This window comes from Pseudomonas sp. MWU13-2105 (genome assembly GCF_023242315.1).
GTDB lineage: Bacteria > Pseudomonadota > Gammaproteobacteria > Pseudomonadales > Pseudomonadaceae > Aquipseudomonas.
In genome coordinates this window covers 1-14,760 of record NZ_JALLIY010000032.1, presented here as the reverse complement: position 1 = coordinate 14,760, position 14,760 = coordinate 1, and the positions used below count along the sequence as shown (strand labels likewise).

General features: G+C 60.0%; 13 protein-coding genes, 4 tRNA genes and 1 riboswitch. Of the genes, 11 read left to right on the top strand and 6 right to left on the bottom strand.

Features of this window, described 5'->3' with window-relative positions; all coding sequences use genetic code 11:
* The first annotated feature begins 63 nt into the window (after window positions 1–63).
* The 3 genes from astB to astE are packed head-to-tail and all read left to right on the top strand — an operon-like array spanning window position 64 to window position 2,779.
* Window positions 64–1,410 (top strand): N-succinylarginine dihydrolase, encoded by a 1,347-nt coding sequence (gene astB / locus M5B96_RS31145; protein WP_248800854.1) that lies wholly within the window; start codon window positions 64–66, stop codon window positions 1,408–1,410.
* Window positions 1,411–1,466: 56 nt separating this feature from the next.
* Window positions 1,467–1,754: a topoisomerase II gene (locus tag M5B96_RS31140; protein ID WP_191487243.1), complete on the top strand. Its 288-nt coding sequence runs from the start codon at window positions 1,467–1,469 to the stop codon at window positions 1,752–1,754.
* Between the two features lie 17 nt (window positions 1,755–1,771).
* Complete coding sequence (astE, locus tag M5B96_RS31135) at window positions 1,772–2,779, top strand: succinylglutamate desuccinylase (protein WP_248800853.1); 1,008 nt, start codon at window positions 1,772–1,774, stop codon at window positions 2,777–2,779.
* Window positions 2,780–2,788: 9 nt separating this feature from the next.
* Here astE and M5B96_RS31130 read toward each other — a convergent pair whose 3' ends face one another.
* Together M5B96_RS31130 and M5B96_RS31125 are read right to left on the bottom strand one after the other, a co-directional pair.
* Complete coding sequence (locus M5B96_RS31130; protein WP_248800852.1) at window positions 2,789–4,258, bottom strand: M91 family zinc metallopeptidase; 1,470 nt, start codon at window positions 4,256–4,258, stop codon at window positions 2,789–2,791.
* A 149-nt stretch (window positions 4,259–4,407) separates the two neighbouring features.
* The gene (locus tag M5B96_RS31125; protein WP_248800851.1) at window positions 4,408–4,899 is read right to left on the bottom strand and encodes a 6,7-dimethyl-8-ribityllumazine synthase; all 492 of its coding nucleotides are present in this window, start codon (window positions 4,897–4,899) and stop codon (window positions 4,408–4,410) included.
* Between the two features lie 128 nt (window positions 4,900–5,027).
* A riboswitch (FMN riboswitch) is annotated at window positions 5,028–5,197 on the bottom strand.
* Between the two features lie 354 nt (window positions 5,198–5,551).
* Here M5B96_RS31125 and alaS point away from each other — a divergent pair.
* The 6 genes from alaS (at window position 5,552) to M5B96_RS31095 (ending at window position 10,376) form a co-directional block, all read left to right on the top strand.
* On the top strand, window positions 5,552–8,176 hold the full coding sequence (gene alaS, locus M5B96_RS31120; protein WP_248800850.1) for an alanine--tRNA ligase: 2,625 nt from the start codon (window positions 5,552–5,554) through the stop codon (window positions 8,174–8,176).
* Window positions 8,177–8,271: 95 nt separating this feature from the next.
* Window positions 8,272–9,513: an aspartate kinase gene (locus M5B96_RS31115; RefSeq protein WP_248800849.1), complete on the top strand. Its 1,242-nt coding sequence runs from the start codon at window positions 8,272–8,274 to the stop codon at window positions 9,511–9,513.
* Window positions 9,514–9,700: 187 nt separating this feature from the next.
* Window positions 9,701–9,889 carry a carbon storage regulator CsrA gene (csrA, locus tag M5B96_RS31110; protein ID WP_002554426.1) on the top strand — a complete coding sequence of 63 codons (189 nt, stop codon included), beginning with the start codon at window positions 9,701–9,703 and terminating at the stop codon, window positions 9,887–9,889.
* Window positions 9,890–9,951: 62 nt separating this feature from the next.
* A tRNA-Ser gene (locus M5B96_RS31105) sits at window positions 9,952–10,042 on the top strand.
* A 108-nt stretch (window positions 10,043–10,150) separates the two neighbouring features.
* Window positions 10,151–10,227: transfer RNA gene (locus M5B96_RS31100), tRNA-Arg, on the top strand.
* A 72-nt stretch (window positions 10,228–10,299) separates the two neighbouring features.
* Window positions 10,300–10,376, top strand: a tRNA-Arg gene (locus M5B96_RS31095).
* Window positions 10,377–10,441: 65 nt separating this feature from the next.
* On the opposite strand, the gene M5B96_RS31090 is transcribed toward M5B96_RS31095, so the two are convergent.
* A complete protein-coding gene (locus tag M5B96_RS31090) occupies window positions 10,442–10,909 on the bottom strand; it encodes an outer membrane protein assembly factor BamE (protein ID WP_248800848.1) in 468 nt (155 codons plus the stop codon).
* Window positions 10,910–11,230: 321 nt separating this feature from the next.
* Between M5B96_RS31090 and mgtE the strand changes: the two genes are divergently transcribed.
* A complete protein-coding gene (gene mgtE, locus M5B96_RS31085; protein WP_248800846.1) occupies window positions 11,231–12,673 on the top strand; it encodes a magnesium transporter in 1,443 nt (480 codons plus the stop codon).
* A gap of 207 nt (window positions 12,674–12,880) precedes the next feature.
* Here the strand turns inward: mgtE and M5B96_RS31080 are convergent, their stop codons facing one another.
* From M5B96_RS31080 to M5B96_RS31070, 3 genes are all read right to left on the bottom strand, one after another.
* Complete coding sequence (locus tag M5B96_RS31080; protein ID WP_248800844.1) at window positions 12,881–13,204, bottom strand: Arc family DNA-binding protein; 324 nt, start codon at window positions 13,202–13,204, stop codon at window positions 12,881–12,883.
* 353 nt (window positions 13,205–13,557) lie between these two features.
* A complete protein-coding gene (locus tag M5B96_RS31075; RefSeq protein ID WP_248800842.1) occupies window positions 13,558–13,749 on the bottom strand; it encodes a PA3371 family protein in 192 nt (63 codons plus the stop codon).
* A 23-nt stretch (window positions 13,750–13,772) separates the two neighbouring features.
* Window positions 13,773–13,997 carry a hypothetical protein gene (locus tag M5B96_RS31070; RefSeq protein WP_248800840.1) on the bottom strand — a complete coding sequence of 75 codons (225 nt, stop codon included), beginning with the start codon at window positions 13,995–13,997 and terminating at the stop codon, window positions 13,773–13,775.
* 358 nt (window positions 13,998–14,355) lie between these two features.
* Here M5B96_RS31070 and M5B96_RS31065 point away from each other — a divergent pair.
* Window positions 14,356–14,432: transfer RNA gene (locus tag M5B96_RS31065), tRNA-Arg, on the top strand.
* Window positions 14,433–14,760: the final 328 nt, after the last annotated feature.

The window sequence follows — 14,760 nt, the reverse complement described above, 5'->3', positions numbered from 1 at the left end:
GCGAAGCGGTCGCCATACGCAGATGATGTGTGCTTATAAAAACAGATTCATGGAGCCTCGCCGATGAAATCCTTTGAAGTCAATTTTGACGGTCTTGTAGGCCCGACCCATAACTACGGCGGCCTGTCCTACGGCAACGTCGCTTCCCAGAGCAACAGCCAGCAGGCTTCCAACCCCAAGGAAGCGGCGCTGCAAGGCCTGGCGAAAATGAAAGCACTGATGGACATGGGGTTTGTCCAGGGCGTGCTGGCCCCGCAGGAGCGCCCGGATGTGGCGGCCTTGCGCAGCCTCGGTTTCACCGGCAGCGATGCACAGGTGATCGAGCGCGCCGCGAAACAGGCGATGCCGCTGCTGGTTGCCAGTTGCTCGGCGTCGAGCATGTGGGTGGCCAACGCCGGAACCGTCAGCCCGAGTGCCGACACCGCCGACGGTCGCGTGCATTTCACCGCCGCCAACCTCAACTGCAAATACCACCGCAGCATCGAACACCCGACCACCAGTCGCGTGCTGGGGGCGATGTTCGCCGATTCGAAACATTTCGCCCATCACCCGGCGCTGCCCGCCGTGGCCCAGTTCGGCGACGAAGGCGCGGCCAACCACACGCGCTTCTGCCGTGAGTACGGCGAAGCCGGCGTCGAGTTCTTCGTCTTCGGGCGCAGCGCCTTCGACACCCGCTACCCGGCCCCGCAGAAATACCCGGCGCGCCAGACCCTCGAAGCCTCGCAGGCGGTCGCCCGGCTGCATGGCCTGAGCGATGACGGTGTGGTCTATGCTCAACAGAACCCGGCGGTGATTGACCAGGGTGTGTTCCACAACGATGTGATCGCGGTGGGTAACGGCGAGGTATTGTTCTACCACGAGGACGCCTTCCTCGACACCGAACAGATGCTCGCCGAGTTGCAGGGCAAGCTGGCCAGGCGCGGTGGCAACTTTCAGGCGATCTGCGTGCCACGCTCGAAAGTGGCGGTGGAAGACGCGGTGCGTTCCTACCTGTTCAACAGCCAGCTGCTGAACCGTGCCGATGGCGGCATGCTGCTGATCGTGCCGGAAGAGTGCCGTGGCAACCCGCGGGTCTGGGCCTACCTGCAGGAGCTGACCAGCGCCGGCGGTCCGGTGCGCGAGGTCAAGGTTTTCGACCTCAAGCAGAGCATGCAGAACGGTGGTGGCCCGGCGTGCCTGCGCTTGCGCGTGGCCTTGAAAGAAAACGAACTGGCCGCGGTCAACCCGGGAGTTATCATGACGGCGCCGTTGTATGGCACGCTGACCCAGTGGGTCGACAAGCACTACCGCGACAGCCTGCGTGAAAGCGACCTGGCCGACCCGCAGTTGCTGCTTGAATGTCGCACGGCATTGGATGAACTGACGCAAATCCTTAAACTGGGCTCGGTTTACCCATTCCAGATCAATTGAAGGCCGCCGCTCTGTCTTGGAGCGCGGCGTTTTACTTCCAGACGAGAGCCTAAAACATGAGCGATACCCTGCAACTGATCCTTGAAGACACCGACGGCACTCAACTGGAAACCTCCTGCACCCGCGTCGCGGTGATCTGGCAGGGCAAGGAATTGTGGATCCAGCACGACGGCCGCGGCCAACTGCTGATCGGTGTCGATGTCGAGGAAGGCGACGCCGAATATGCCAACCTGCTGCTGCGCCCGCTGGCGACCAACCTGGTCAGCCTGCAACTGGAGATGGAGCCGGCCGAGATCGGCGACGACGATCATGTCCACGGCCCCGACTGCGATCACCATCACTGATTAAGGAATACCGCGCCATGCTCGCCCTCGGCAGACTGCTTGAACTGACCCTCGCCGGTCGTGAACCGGCGGAGAAGACTCAACTGACGGTCGACGGCGTGCGCATGCGCTGGCTGAGCGAGGGCGCACTTGAAGTGCGGCCTCCCGAGGCCCGGGACAACAGGCTCGACCTGCTGTTGTCCGCCGGTATCCACGGCAACGAAACAGCGCCGATCGAGTTGCTCGATCGCCTGTTGCACGACATTGCCCGGGGCGATCTCAAGCCCCGCGCGCGTATTCTGTTCCTGTTCGGCAACCCCGAGGCAATCCGTCGCGGCGAGCGTTTTGTCGAGCAGGACGTCAACCGACTGTTCAATGGCCGGCATGAGTTGAGCAGTGGCAGCGAGGCCTTGCGCGCTTGCGAGCTGGAGCGCCTGGCGGCGAGTTTCTTCAGCCTGGCGGATCGCGAGCGCCTGCACTATGACCTGCACACCGCCATTCGCGGTTCGAAGATCGAACAGTTTGCCCTGTATCCCTACCAGGAAGGCCGGGCGCATTCGCGTCGCGAGCTGGCCCGCCTGCGCGCCGCCGGGATGACGGCGGTGCTGTTGCAGAACAAGCCCTCCATCGTCTTCAGCAGCTACACCTACGACAAGCTGGGCGCCGAGTCCTTTACCCTGGAGCTGGGCAAGGCCCGGCCATTCGGGCAGAACCAGGGGGTGGATGTTTCGCGCCTGGAGTTACGCCTCAAGCAGATCATCGAGGGCCGTGAGCCGGCCACCGATGAGACGCTCGAGGGCTTGCAACTGTTCAGCGTGGCGCGGGAAGTCATCAAGCACAGTGACAGCTTCCTGATGCACTTGCCGGCGGACATCGAGAACTTCTCGGAACTGCCCAAGGGCTACTTGCTGGCCGAGGACCTGGCGAGCAGTCGCTGGGTAGTGGAAGAAGAGGGCGCACGGATCATTTTCCCCAACCCGAAGGTGAAAAACGGCCTGCGGGCGGGGATCCTGGTGGTGCCATCCAGCGACGCAAGCCTGGTTTAGCCCCGGCGATCAGTCGCCGCGGTATTGCTTGCGCGGCGCGATGCCGAACTCCTGGCGCAGGCCGTTTTCGCTGAACGCCTCGGGATTACTGTCCAGGGGCGGTGTCGCCGGGTCCCTGTCGAAATCGAAGGGCGGCGCGCTCACCCTTAGACCGACGGCCTGGAGTTCGGCGTTGGGAACCCGTTGGCGAACGTTGTCCGCGTCCACGCCGTCCGGACCATAGCCCGGAAAAATCGTCCCGGTCACGAAGTTATAGGCATGGCACAGCTCGTGGTAGAGATGCACGATGCTGGTGATTTCACCCTTGAGGAACGACGGATCGTAGTACACCGTGCAACCCTTGATCGGAATGCCCTCCCGGCCGTTTTCGATAAAGGGGTGTTCGTCCTCGAAGGGGTTGTCGGGCTGCGGGCGATTCGGGAAACACATGCCGTTCTCCTCCGCGGTCAGCTCCTTGACCAGCACCGGGACACCGCTTCTGTTCCTGGCTTCGCCCAAGGCGTCGAGCAGTTGCCGACCGTTGCCGGAGCCCGACAGCAGCTTGAGGTCGTCCTTGACCCGCTCCTGGAACTCCTGCGTGCCATCCACGACCACGCCGCAACTGTCCAGGTCCTTGGCGGCGATGATGATGCCGGGGGCTTCATGAATGCTGGATGGAACAGGTCCGTCGGCATAGGCATTGAACAGTCGGGTATTGGGCCCCAGGTGTTCGACGAGATCCAGGCCGGTGCCGGTGTAGACCGTATTGCGCTCAGGGCCGGGGACGAGCAGGTCGTTGCCATCCGCCCCGCTGAGCACGTTATGGCCCTTGCCCCCCAACAGCACATCGTCGCCCTGGCCGCCGTCCATGAAGCAGGCGCCTTCACCTCCGACCAGGGTGTCGTGGCCCTTGCCGCCGTAGACGGTCATGGCGCCGCTGCCCTGGGCGCTGACGAGGTCGTCGCCGTCTCCGGCTTCGATATAGCTGGCGCCGGAGCGTGTGAGGACCTGGTCGTTGCCGGGGCCGGCGTTGACCTTGGTGAAGCCGCCACCGCTGAAAATCCGGTCGTTTCCCGTCCCCGCATCGATGAATACCGTGATCTTCACCTGATCGTCGATCCGGATGCTGTCGTGCCCGCCCTCTGTGCGCAAGACGATGACTTGCCCGGCCGAGGCCATCTTCAGGTGATAGCGCTGGTCATTGATATCGAGGATCGGATGATCGGTGAGGTACAGGTGCACCTGGTCGGAGCGGTCCCGGGTGGTGAAAACCAGATGGTCGGTCGGGCCCCGGTATTCGGGGGGCGCCTCGAGTTTCTTGCGTTCCACCATGGCCATGTCGTCCATGTGCAGGATGTGGTTGCGCATGACCCGCTGGTCGTCCGGATACTGATCCAGTGGGGTTGTGGCGGGTTGGGCGGTTTCGTGGTTGCCGTCGATCCAGTGCTCGTTACCGAGCAGGACAGGTCTGTCCTGGTGCAGTCTGGAAAAGTCGTTCATGCCGAGGTGTCTCCGCAGGCGGTGGGTTTCGAAAGCCCCGAAAGGGCAAAAGCTCGAATCCACTTAAGCGCATCGGCGCCGCCGGGAGAGAGTAGATAGTTATGCGCGCAGGAATGACCTGCCGACCCGGGTCGGCAGGTCAAAGGGGCTCAGACCGCGACTTTCTGCGGTGCGGGGCGCGGCAGGGCGCGCAGTTTGCTCAGGGTGTCGGCGCAGGTTTTCGCCGCTTCCTGGCCCTTGTGCACGAAGTGATCGAAGAAGAACTTATGGTGCTCTTCGCCGGCGTGGAAGTGATGTGGGGTCAACACTACCGAAAACACCGGCACTTCGGTGTCCAGTTGGACCTGCATCAGGCCATCGATCACCGCGGTGGCGACGAAGTCATGGCGATAGATCCCGCCGTCGACCACCAGGCCCGCGGCGACCACGCCGGCATAGCGCCCGGACTTGGCCAGCAGCTTGGCATGCAAGGGGATTTCGAAGGCACCGCCGACTTCGAAAAAGTCGATATCGCTTTCCTGATAGCCCAGTTTGGCGATTTCCGAGACGAAACCGTGGCGCGCCTGGTCGACAATATCCTTGTGCCAGCAGGCCTGGATAAAGGCGATACGCTGATTGTGATGAATGGTGGTGGGTTGCATCTGTTCTGACTCCTGTTTGTGTGAAAAACAGGGCGATATGAATCGAATGGGATTCAAGGGTACGTTCAGCTTTGCCGTGGGATGCTCATCGGCACACACAGATCCGGCGCACGGCCCTTGGGTCTCAATCCCGTTCTCTCTTCATCCGGACTATGACCGTCGGCCCCGGGATCACACCGGGTCTGCTGACCTTGTCGCGCCACAGCCGGGGCCGTGGGAATCGTCAAGCGCTCGCGGGCTAGACGCATTGCGCGTCATTACCGCCGGTGGGGAATTGCACCCCGCCCTGAGAACGTTACCGTCAGACTTTCTGGCGGCGCCCAGTTTTTAACATATATTTTCAGGGCGCGCATGTCGTCGTTTCGATAATGACTATCGAATTTCTTCAGCGAACGCCGGCTCGACCCGTCGTCGAACCCGCTGGAACGGCCCGGGGTATAGGGACGCCAGGCGTACGCAAATTGAACAAGTTGTTGCGGTATTGGCTGAATTTGGCCGTGAATGAGGCTGCAGGCCGTCCAATTGACGGTTTCTATCGTATAAACACACTGTACCCAAGGCGCAGGGCCGATATAATGCGGCCCTTTGCAAGTCGCAAACCCTTTTGGATGTGATGCACTTGCGTTTGGCCGCAGACTCCGTGGAAGAACCTATGAAAAGCGCAGAAATCCGTGAAGCCTTCCTTCGCTTCTTCGAACAGCAAGGCCACACCCGTGTTGCCTCCAGCTCTTTGATTCCGGGCAACGACCCGACCCTGCTGTTCACCAACGCGGGGATGAACCAGTTCAAGGACTGCTTCCTGGGCCAGGAAAAGCGCGCCTATACCCGCGCGGTCAGCAGTCAGAAATGCGTGCGCGCCGGCGGCAAGCACAACGACCTGGAAAACGTCGGTTATACCGCCCGTCACCACACCTTTTTCGAAATGCTCGGCAACTTCAGCTTTGGCGATTATTTCAAGCGTGATGCGATCACCTTCGCCTGGACCTTCCTGACCTCCGACAAGTGGCTGAGCCTGCCGAAGGAAAAACTCTGGGTCACGGTCTACGCCAGCGACGACGAAGCCTATGACATCTGGACCAAGGAGGTCGGCGTGCCGGCCGAGCGTATGGTCCGTATCGGCGACAACAAGGGCGCGCCTTATGCGTCCGACAACTTCTGGACCATGGGCGATACCGGTCCGTGCGGTCCGTGCACCGAGATTTTCTACGATCACGGCGCCGATATCTGGGGCGGCCCACCCGGCTCGCCGGAAGAAGACGGTGACCGCTACATCGAGATCTGGAACAACGTGTTCATGCAGTTCAACCGCACCGCCGACGGCGTGTTGCATCCGCTGCCGGCACCGTCGGTGGACACCGGCATGGGCCTGGAGCGGATCAGTGCGGTGTTGCAGCACGTTCACTCCAACTATGAAATCGACCTGTTCCAGAGCCTGCTGAGCGCTTCGGCCCAGGCCATCGGTTGCAGCAACGACAACCAGGCATCCCTGAAAGTCGTGGCCGACCATATTCGCTCCTGCGGCTTCCTGATTGCCGACGGCGTGCTGCCGTCCAATGAAGGCCGTGGCTACGTGCTGCGTCGGATCATTCGCCGGGCTTGCCGGCATGGCAACAAGTTGGGGGCCAAGGGCAGCTTCTTCTACCAGATCGTTGCCGCCCTGGTCGCCGAGATGGGCGAGGCCTTCCCCGAGTTGAAATCCCAGCAGGCGCACATCGAGCGCGTGCTCAAGGCTGAAGAAGAGCAGTTCGCCAAGACCCTGGAGCAAGGCCTGAAGATCCTCGAGCAGGACCTGGCCGAACTCAAGGGTTCGGTCGTCCCCGGTGACGTGGTGTTCAAACTGTATGACACCTATGGTTTCCCGATGGACCTGACCGGCGACATCGCCCGTGAGCGCAACCTGACCCTCGACGAGGCCGGTTTCGAGCGCGAGATGGACGCCCAGCGCGTGCGTGCACGTTCGGCCAGCTCCTTCGGCATGGACTACAACAGCCTGGTCAAGGTCGACGTCGCTACCGAGTTCACCGGCTACAATGCTACCAGCGGTTCGGCGAAAGTCGTGGCGCTCTATAAAGAAGGACAGTCGGTCGACGTCTTGAGCGAAGGCGAAGAGGGCGTTGTCGTCCTGGACCGGACGCCGTTCTACGCGGAGTCGGGCGGCCAGATCGGCGATTGCGGTTATCTCAAGGCGGCTGCCGGGCGCTTCGATGTGCGCGATACCACCAAGACCGGCGGCGCGTTCCTGCACCACGGTGTCCTGGCACAAGGCAGCTTGTTGATCGGTGCCCAGGTCGACACCCAGGTGGCCGCTGACGTGCGCCACGCCACGTCGCTGAACCACTCGGCCACGCACCTGCTGCACGCCGCGTTGCGTCAGGTATTGGGCGAGCATGTCCAGCAGAAGGGCTCGTTGGTCGACAGTCAGCGCCTGCGCTTCGACTTCAGCCACTTCGAAGCGATCAAGCCTGAGCAGCTCAAGGCCCTCGAAGACATCGTCAACGCCGAGATCCGCAAGAACTCGGCGGTGGAAACGGAAGAAACCGATATCGACACCGCCAAGAAGAAGGGCGCCATGGCGCTGTTCGGCGAGAAGTACGGCGACAGCGTTCGGGTGCTGAGCATGGGCGGCGACTTCTCCGTCGAGCTGTGTGGCGGTATCCATGCCAACCGCACCGGCGATATCGGCCTGCTGAAAATCATCAGCGAAGGCGGCGTCGCCTCGGGCGTACGACGTATCGAAGCGGTCACGGGGGCTGCGGCACTGGCTTACCTGAACGCCGCGGAAGAGCAACTCAAGGAAGCCGCGAACCTGATCAAGGGCAGTCGCGACAACCTGATCGACAAGCTGTCGGCGGTGCTGGAACGCAACCGCCTGCTGGAAAAACAGCTGGAGCAATTGCAGGCCAAGGCCGCCAGCGCGGCGGGCGATGACCTGTCGGCTTCGGCCCTGGACGTCAAGGGCGTCAAGGTCCTGGCCGCGCGCCTGGACGGGCAGGATGGCAAGGCGCTGTTGGCGCTGGTCGATCAACTGAAAAACAAACTCGGTCGCGCAGTGATCCTGCTCGGCAGTGTCCATGAGGAAAAGGTCGTTCTGGTCGCAGGCGTGACCAAGGACCTGACTGGCCAACTCAAAGCCGGTGATCTGATGAAACAAGCCGCTGCGGCAGTGGGCGGGAAGGGCGGCGGTCGTCCGGACATGGCGCAAGGCGGCGGTATCGACGCTGCGCAACTGGATGCCGCGCTGGCCCTGACCGTGCCGTTTGTCGAACAGGGCGTTTAAGGCCGCGAAGGGTGCCTGTTGTCTAGTGGCAGGCACCGCAGCTGTGAAGTTGAATGATTAATGGGCGCCCCTTTACGGGCTGAGGCGGCTTAGAAATGGCTTTGATCGTACAGAAATTCGGAGGCACCTCGGTCGGCTCCGTCGAGAGAATCGAGCAGGTAGCCGACAAGGTTAAGAAGTTCCGTGAGGCTGGTGATGACCTGGTGGTTGTACTGTCCGCGATGAGCGGCGAGACCAACCGCCTGATCGAACTGGCCAAGCAGATCAGCGGCGAGCAGCAACCGGTTCCCCGTGAACTGGATGTGATCGTTTCCACCGGCGAGCAGGTGACCATCGCCTTGCTGGCCATGGCGCTGATCAAGCGCGGTGTGCCGGCGGTCTCGTACACCGGCAACCAGGTGCGGATCCTGACCGATAGCGCGCACAATAAGGCGCGCATCCTGCAGATCGACGATCAGAAGATTCGTGGTGATCTGAAGGCCGGTCGCGTGGTGGTGGTCGCCGGTTTCCAGGGCGTCGACGAGCACGGCAATATCACCACCCTTGGGCGTGGCGGTTCCGACACCACCGGCGTGGCGCTGGCGGCGGCCTTGAAGGCTGACGAATGCCAGATCTACACCGACGTCGATGGCGTCTACACCACCGATCCGCGCGTCGTGGCCCAGGCCCAGCGCCTGGACAAGATCACCTTCGAAGAGATGCTGGAAATGGCCAGCCTCGGTTCCAAGGTGCTGCAGATCCGCGCGGTCGAGTTCGCCGGCAAGTACAACGTTCCGCTGCGCGTCCTGCACAGCTTCAAAGAGGGTCCGGGTACCCTCATTACTATTGATGAAGAGGAATCCATGGAACAGCCGATCATTTCCGGCATCGCCTTCAATCGCGATGAAGCCAAGCTGACCATCCGTGGCGTGCCAGACACCCCCGGCGTGGCCTTCAAGATCCTCGGCCCGATCAGTGCCGCGAACATCGAAGTCGACATGATCGTGCAGAACGTCGCGCACGATAACACCACCGATTTCACCTTCACCGTGCACCGCAATGACTACCAGGCCGCGCAAACCGTCCTGGAAAACACCGCACGTGAGATCGGCGCCCGTGAAGTGGTCGGTGACACCAAGATCGCCAAGGTGTCGATCGTCGGTGTCGGCATGCGTTCCCACGCTGGCGTGGCCAGCCGCATGTTCGAGGCCCTGGCCAAGGAAAGCATCAATATCCAGATGATCTCGACCTCGGAGATCAAGGTCTCCGTGGTGATCGAAGAGAAGTATCTGGAGCTGGCCGTACGCGCGCTGCACACGGCCTTTGAGCTCGACGCACCGGCCCGACAGGGCGAGTAACGCGTAGTCCCCAAGGGCGCGGTTGAACCGCGCCCTTTGTTTTTCTTGATAGGCGTGGGTAAGTGCTGTTCTTTTGCCTACGCTGGTCAATACTTGGGGGTGTAGGGCAATGGCTATATAGCCTGTAAGCCGAAGCCCTTTTTTGCAGACTGTTGTCCCTGAACTGAAGTGCGTGTAGGAGAAAGGTATGCTGATTCTGACTCGTCGGTGCGCAGAGAGCCTGATCATCGGTGATGGTGAAATCACTGTGACCGTGCTTGGCGTCAAAGGAAATCAAGTACGAATTGGGGTCAATGCCCCCAAGGAAGTGGCGGTACACCGTGAGGAAATCTACCTGCGGATCAAGAAAGAGAAGGACGAAGAACCAAGCCATTAATTTTATTTGATTTTTTGCTTTGCAAACGGGGAAAAGGTTGGTTATTATACGCCCCGTGTTGCGGAGAGGTGGCCGAGTGGCCGAAGGCGCTCCCCTGCTAAGGGAGTACACCTCAAAAGGGTGTCGGGGGTTCGAATCCCCCCTTCTCCGCCATTATTTGTTTAGTACGTGTAGATCTGGCTTCTTCGGTAAGTTGTTGAAATTACTAGAAAAAAGCGCTTTACAAAAAGATTTCACGGCCTATAATTCGCGGCATCAAATGCACTCGTAGCTCAGCTGGATAGAGTACTCGGCTACGAACCGAGCGGTCACAGGTTCGAATCCTGTCGAGTGCACCATTTAAGCGTTGTTGGTAGTGATACAAGCAGCGTGGCTTCAACCAGTTGTGATCTGGTCTAAAAACACAAATTGCACTCGTAGCTCAGCTGGATAGAGTACTCGGCTACGAACCGAGCGGTCACAGGTTCGAATCCTGTCGAGTGCACCATACACCAAAAAGCCCGCACTGGTTGCGGGCTTTTTGCCGTCTGGCGTTTGGGTTTGTGGCGCGAACTAACGTTTGACGCATCCCTTCTCATCCAGCACCACCAGGCTGCTACGGCCCCTTTTCAGGTGGTAGTGATAGCGCGTCGCGGTGTTGCTCGTGCTGATCCGGTCCGGCCTGCCCAGGGCGCTTTCCACTTCCAGGCGACTCATGCCGGGGCGAACCTGCTGGTTGATGATCGCCCGGCGTTTCTCCTGAGCACTCAACAGATTGGCGCAGCCGTCATCATGTTCACCGACCACGGTCAGCTCCCGCACAGTTGCGGTTGTTGCTTTGGGTTTGGTGACGGAGGCTGGTCGGCTTCCGGGTGCGGGGTTGTGCGCGCGCTGCTGCTGTAACCTTTCGTCTGGCGCGCATCCCAGGGTGGTAAAGGTGATATGGCCGCTGTCGCTTTCACAGCGCTGGACAATGGCGGCACCGGACGGGAAGGGCAGGCAAAGTGCGAGCAATAGTGAAAGATGGCTTCTGGGTAGCATCGGGCGTCCTCCTTGACGGTCATTTACCTAGCCTAGCCGCGAGCTCCTGGTGGGGGCTGGTGTTTTCTTTTCAGGATAAGTCGGCGTAAGCAAAAGGCCGTGGCAGAGCGCTTGGCTGGGTCTTGCAAGCGCTTGTTCTGGCCAAGATTTTTGGTCTGGGCGGCGTTGGGACAGTGTATGATTGCGCCCGTCAGCCCCGCCGGGGTTTTTGGAATATTTCCATGGACTTACCCAGTAGTTACTTAATCTCTCGCATTGCCAATCACGAATTGACTGATTGATCCTTCCGGCGTGCCCCGCTGCTGGGAGTGGAGTTCGCCTATGACCGAAGTTGAAGTAAAGAAAAACCAGGACAGCCTGCAGGATCGCCTCGCTCAAGTCATCGACCTGCTGCAGCGCCAGCGAGTGGTCGAAGACCTGACGCATCGCCAGGAAGGTCCTCATCACGACCGGGTGGAAAGCCTGGTTCACCGGCAGAACCTCGTCGAGTTGCAGCGCAAGCTCGATGACCTGCACTCCGCAGACGTCGCCTATATTCTCGAAGCCTTGCCCCTGAATGATCGCCTGACCGTCTGGCAGTTGGTCAAGGCCGAGCGTGATGGCGATATCCTGCTCGAAGTGTCCGATTCCGTCCGTGAAACCCTGATCGCCGACATGGACGATCAGGAGCTCCTGGCTGCCGCCAAGGAGATGGACGCCGACGAACTTGCTGACCTGGCCCCCGAGCTGCCGCGAGACGTCGTCCATGAGTTGATGGAAACCCTCGACGGCCAACAGCGTGAGCGCGTGCGCTCCGCGTTGTCCTATGACGAGGAGCAGGTCGGCGCGCTGATGGACTTCGAGATGGTCACCATCCGCGAAGATGTCAGCCTGGAAGTGGTGTTGCGCTACCTGCGTCGGCTCAAGGAGCTGCCGGGTCATACCGACAAGCTGTTCGTGGTCGATTACGACGGCGTGCTCAAGGGCGTGCTGCCGATCAAGCGTTTGCTGGTCAATGATCCCGAGAAGCAGGTGGCTGAGGTCATGGCCAGCGATCCGGTGAGCTTTCATCCGGATGAGGATGCCTATGATGCAGCTCAGGCCTTCGAGCGTTATGACCTGATTTCCGCTCCCGTGGTGGACAAGAACGGCAAGTTGATCGGCCGTTTGACCATCGACGAAATGGTCGACCTGATCCGTGAGGAAAGCGAAAGCGAAGTCCTCAACATGGCGGGGCTGCGGGAAGAAGAGGATATCTTCGCTTCTGTCTGGAAATCCCTGCGCAACCGTTGGGCGTGGCTGGCGATCAACCTGATCACCGCCTTTGTCGCCTCACGGGTGATCGGTCTGTTCGAAGGCTCCATCGAGAAGCTGGTGGCCCTGGCGGCGCTGATGCCGATCGTGGCGGGTATCGGCGGCAACTCGGGCAACCAGACCATTACCATGATCGTACGTGCCATGGCGCTCGACCAGGTCAGCACCGGCAATACCTCGCGACTGATGCGTAAGGAGTTGGCGGTGGCTTTGATCAATGGCCTGGTGTGGGGCGGGGTGATCGGCGTGGTCGCCTACCTGCTGTATGGCAGTTGGTCGCTGGGGGTGGTGATGACCGCGGCCATGACCCTCAACCTGTTGCTGGCGGCCTTGATGGGGGTGTTGATCCCCATGACCCTGGTGCGCCTGGGGCGCGACCCGGCGATGGGCGCCAGTGTGATGATCACTGCGATGACCGACAGCGGCGGTTTCTTCATCTTCCTTGGGCTGGCGACCATCTTCCTGCTCTGAGCGCTCTGCGCTGAGATCTCACGGCAAGCCGCTCACCTATAGACGTTGGCTTGCCAGTGCCGGCCATCTCTAGCCTTTGCGCTCGTCATCGCCGGCAAGCCAGCTCCCACAATATCCGTGGCCGGTCGGGGCTCTTGCGCAACCCCTCGCCCAAATCCCAGGCAAAAAAAAGCCAGCACACCGCTGGCTTGAGCTTTCAGGGATGAATCAGCTGGCGTCTGCCATTTCTGCATCGTGGGCGATCAGCGACACGAGTGCATTCTGTTGACGGTGGGAGAGTTGTCGGAAACGCTGGAGCAATTCACGCTCATGCAGAGAGAGTTCAGGGCTGTCCAGCCGCATGCTCAACTCTTCGCTCAGTGCGCCTTCCTGAATAAGGCTCTGCTCCAGGCGTGCAATGATCTCGGAATTCATGCTGCGGTGATGGTTACGAGCCACCTCGGCGATGCGTTCACGCATTCCATCGGGCAGACGCACGACGAATTTGTCAGCCGTACGGCTGGAATAAATTGCCTGTTTCAATGGGCGCATAGTTTTAAACCGGTTAGTTCAGGGGAGCGGTTCTCGGAATTGGCCGCAGGATGTCAGTAGGACAGCATGCTTGGCCAAATGTTCAACCTGAATTGAAATGAGGCCCGCATCATGCCTCAAATTTGCCAGATCCTTGGCGTCAATTCTGTGACAAATATTGAACTGGGCAAAGGCAATATGCCAGCACCAATTATCAGAAATGCGCACTGGTTTGAAAGTTTCAGCCGGTAGCGCCCCTCTGATCGGCCATCCTGGGCCTGTCAGGAAGCGTCTGGCCAGCACGGTGCGGATTTTACCCGCTGGCCTGGCCTTTTGCTTCTAATGTTAAAGCGTAGTGGCAATTTGCTGGTTTTCTAGTCTTCTGAGGTACGCAAGACCGGGTCGAAGCGGATTTTCCGACCAGCGAACAAAGCGAGGACGAAAAAACCAGCAAACAGGCCGGTTGCGCCGACCAGCGGTAGGGTGAAGGCATCGGCCGGGGCCATCCACAGGGCAATGCTGGCGAGCAGGGTCAGGATCAGGAAGGTGAAGGCGTATCTGGACATGGGTATTCCTTGGTGGCGTGGGCTCAGAACGTCAGTCGGTCCGGTTCGCCTGGGGAGGCGACGGTTACCTGGCGGGGATTGTCCAGGGCGGTACGGTTGACGAAGTGATCGTTCATGACAGCCCGTTGTGCTGCTTGTCGCGGGGTGGCTTGGGCGTAGGGCAGGGGGCCTGGTTCCGGTTGAAAATGGAAAGCAGCCAGTGCGATCAATGCCAGTGCATTCAGTGTCAAAAGAATGGGGGTATTCATCGCAAGGCATCTCCATGGCTGATGCTGAATCAGGCGGTTTTCCGTGGAGAGAGTCAGAGCAGGCTGCATGCCAAGCTTTTTATCAGAAAAAACACTTTTAAAACAATAGCTTGTCTTTTGTTTTGAGCCTATGAGCCATGCACTTTGCAATGATGGCGTTTTGTAATAATGCAAAATGCCCGATGAAACGTCTGACAGTCGTTGCCGTGGGGCGCTTGTTGGTTGCTCAACACAGGTTGGGCTGCGTTCGCGGGAGGGGGCCTACGGTTAAAAAGCCCAGGGACGACATGACAAACGACGGCATGCCCGTTAACATGCACGCCGTCCTTCGCGCCGCCTGTCTTGGTGGCCGACCGTTGTCTCAGTAGCTCAATTGGATAGAGCATCCCCCTCCTAAGGGGAAGGTTGGCAGTTCGAACCTGCCCTGGGACACCATATTGTTTGTTGCCTGGTCCTTTTACCTTTCTTGCCCTTCCTGATCGGTTTACTCCTGATGCTGCTTGTCAGTGCTTCGTGTATTCCGTGCCCTGCTTGCCTGGAGCCTTTTGGGAAAGTCCGCTCCTGCCTGGTTTTGTCGAGGGCGTTCTCTTCTATATATAGAAAGGATATGGAGTGACGCTCCGAATTCCCTGTCTTATGGTCAAGAGGCTACTCCCCACAATAACGCGGCCCTGTGGGAGCGGAGCTTGTCGGATCGCCGCACCGCCGCGAAGGCGCCAGTTCAGGCACCGCAAAACCCGGGTTTTCACACTGTTTTTGACCT

What these genes read in the sequence shown, in the direction of transcription:
- astB (WP_248800854.1), top strand. Translation starts at nt 64, where the DNA reads ATGAAATCCTTTGAAGTCAATTTTGACGGTCTTGTAGGCCCGACCCAT.
- M5B96_RS31140 (WP_191487243.1), top strand. Translation starts at nt 1,467, where the DNA reads ATGAGCGATACCCTGCAACTGATCCTTGAAGACACCGACGGCACTCAA.
- astE (WP_248800853.1), top strand. Translation starts at nt 1,772, where the DNA reads ATGCTCGCCCTCGGCAGACTGCTTGAACTGACCCTCGCCGGTCGTGAA.
- M5B96_RS31130 (WP_248800852.1), bottom strand. Translation starts at nt 4,258, where the DNA reads ATGAACGACTTTTCCAGACTGCACCAGGACAGACCTGTCCTGCTCGGT.
- M5B96_RS31125 (WP_248800851.1), bottom strand. Translation starts at nt 4,899, where the DNA reads ATGCAACCCACCACCATTCATCACAATCAGCGTATCGCCTTTATCCAG.
- alaS (WP_248800850.1), top strand. Translation starts at nt 5,552, where the DNA reads ATGAAAAGCGCAGAAATCCGTGAAGCCTTCCTTCGCTTCTTCGAACAG.
- M5B96_RS31115 (WP_248800849.1), top strand. Translation starts at nt 8,272, where the DNA reads ATGGCTTTGATCGTACAGAAATTCGGAGGCACCTCGGTCGGCTCCGTC.
- csrA (WP_002554426.1), top strand. Translation starts at nt 9,701, where the DNA reads ATGCTGATTCTGACTCGTCGGTGCGCAGAGAGCCTGATCATCGGTGAT.
- M5B96_RS31090 (WP_248800848.1), bottom strand. Translation starts at nt 10,909, where the DNA reads ATGCTACCCAGAAGCCATCTTTCACTATTGCTCGCACTTTGCCTGCCC.
- mgtE (WP_248800846.1), top strand. Translation starts at nt 11,231, where the DNA reads ATGACCGAAGTTGAAGTAAAGAAAAACCAGGACAGCCTGCAGGATCGC.
- M5B96_RS31080 (WP_248800844.1), bottom strand. Translation starts at nt 13,204, where the DNA reads ATGCGCCCATTGAAACAGGCAATTTATTCCAGCCGTACGGCTGACAAA.
- M5B96_RS31075 (WP_248800842.1), bottom strand. Translation starts at nt 13,749, where the DNA reads ATGTCCAGATACGCCTTCACCTTCCTGATCCTGACCCTGCTCGCCAGC.
- M5B96_RS31070 (WP_248800840.1), bottom strand. Translation starts at nt 13,997, where the DNA reads ATGAATACCCCCATTCTTTTGACACTGAATGCACTGGCATTGATCGCA.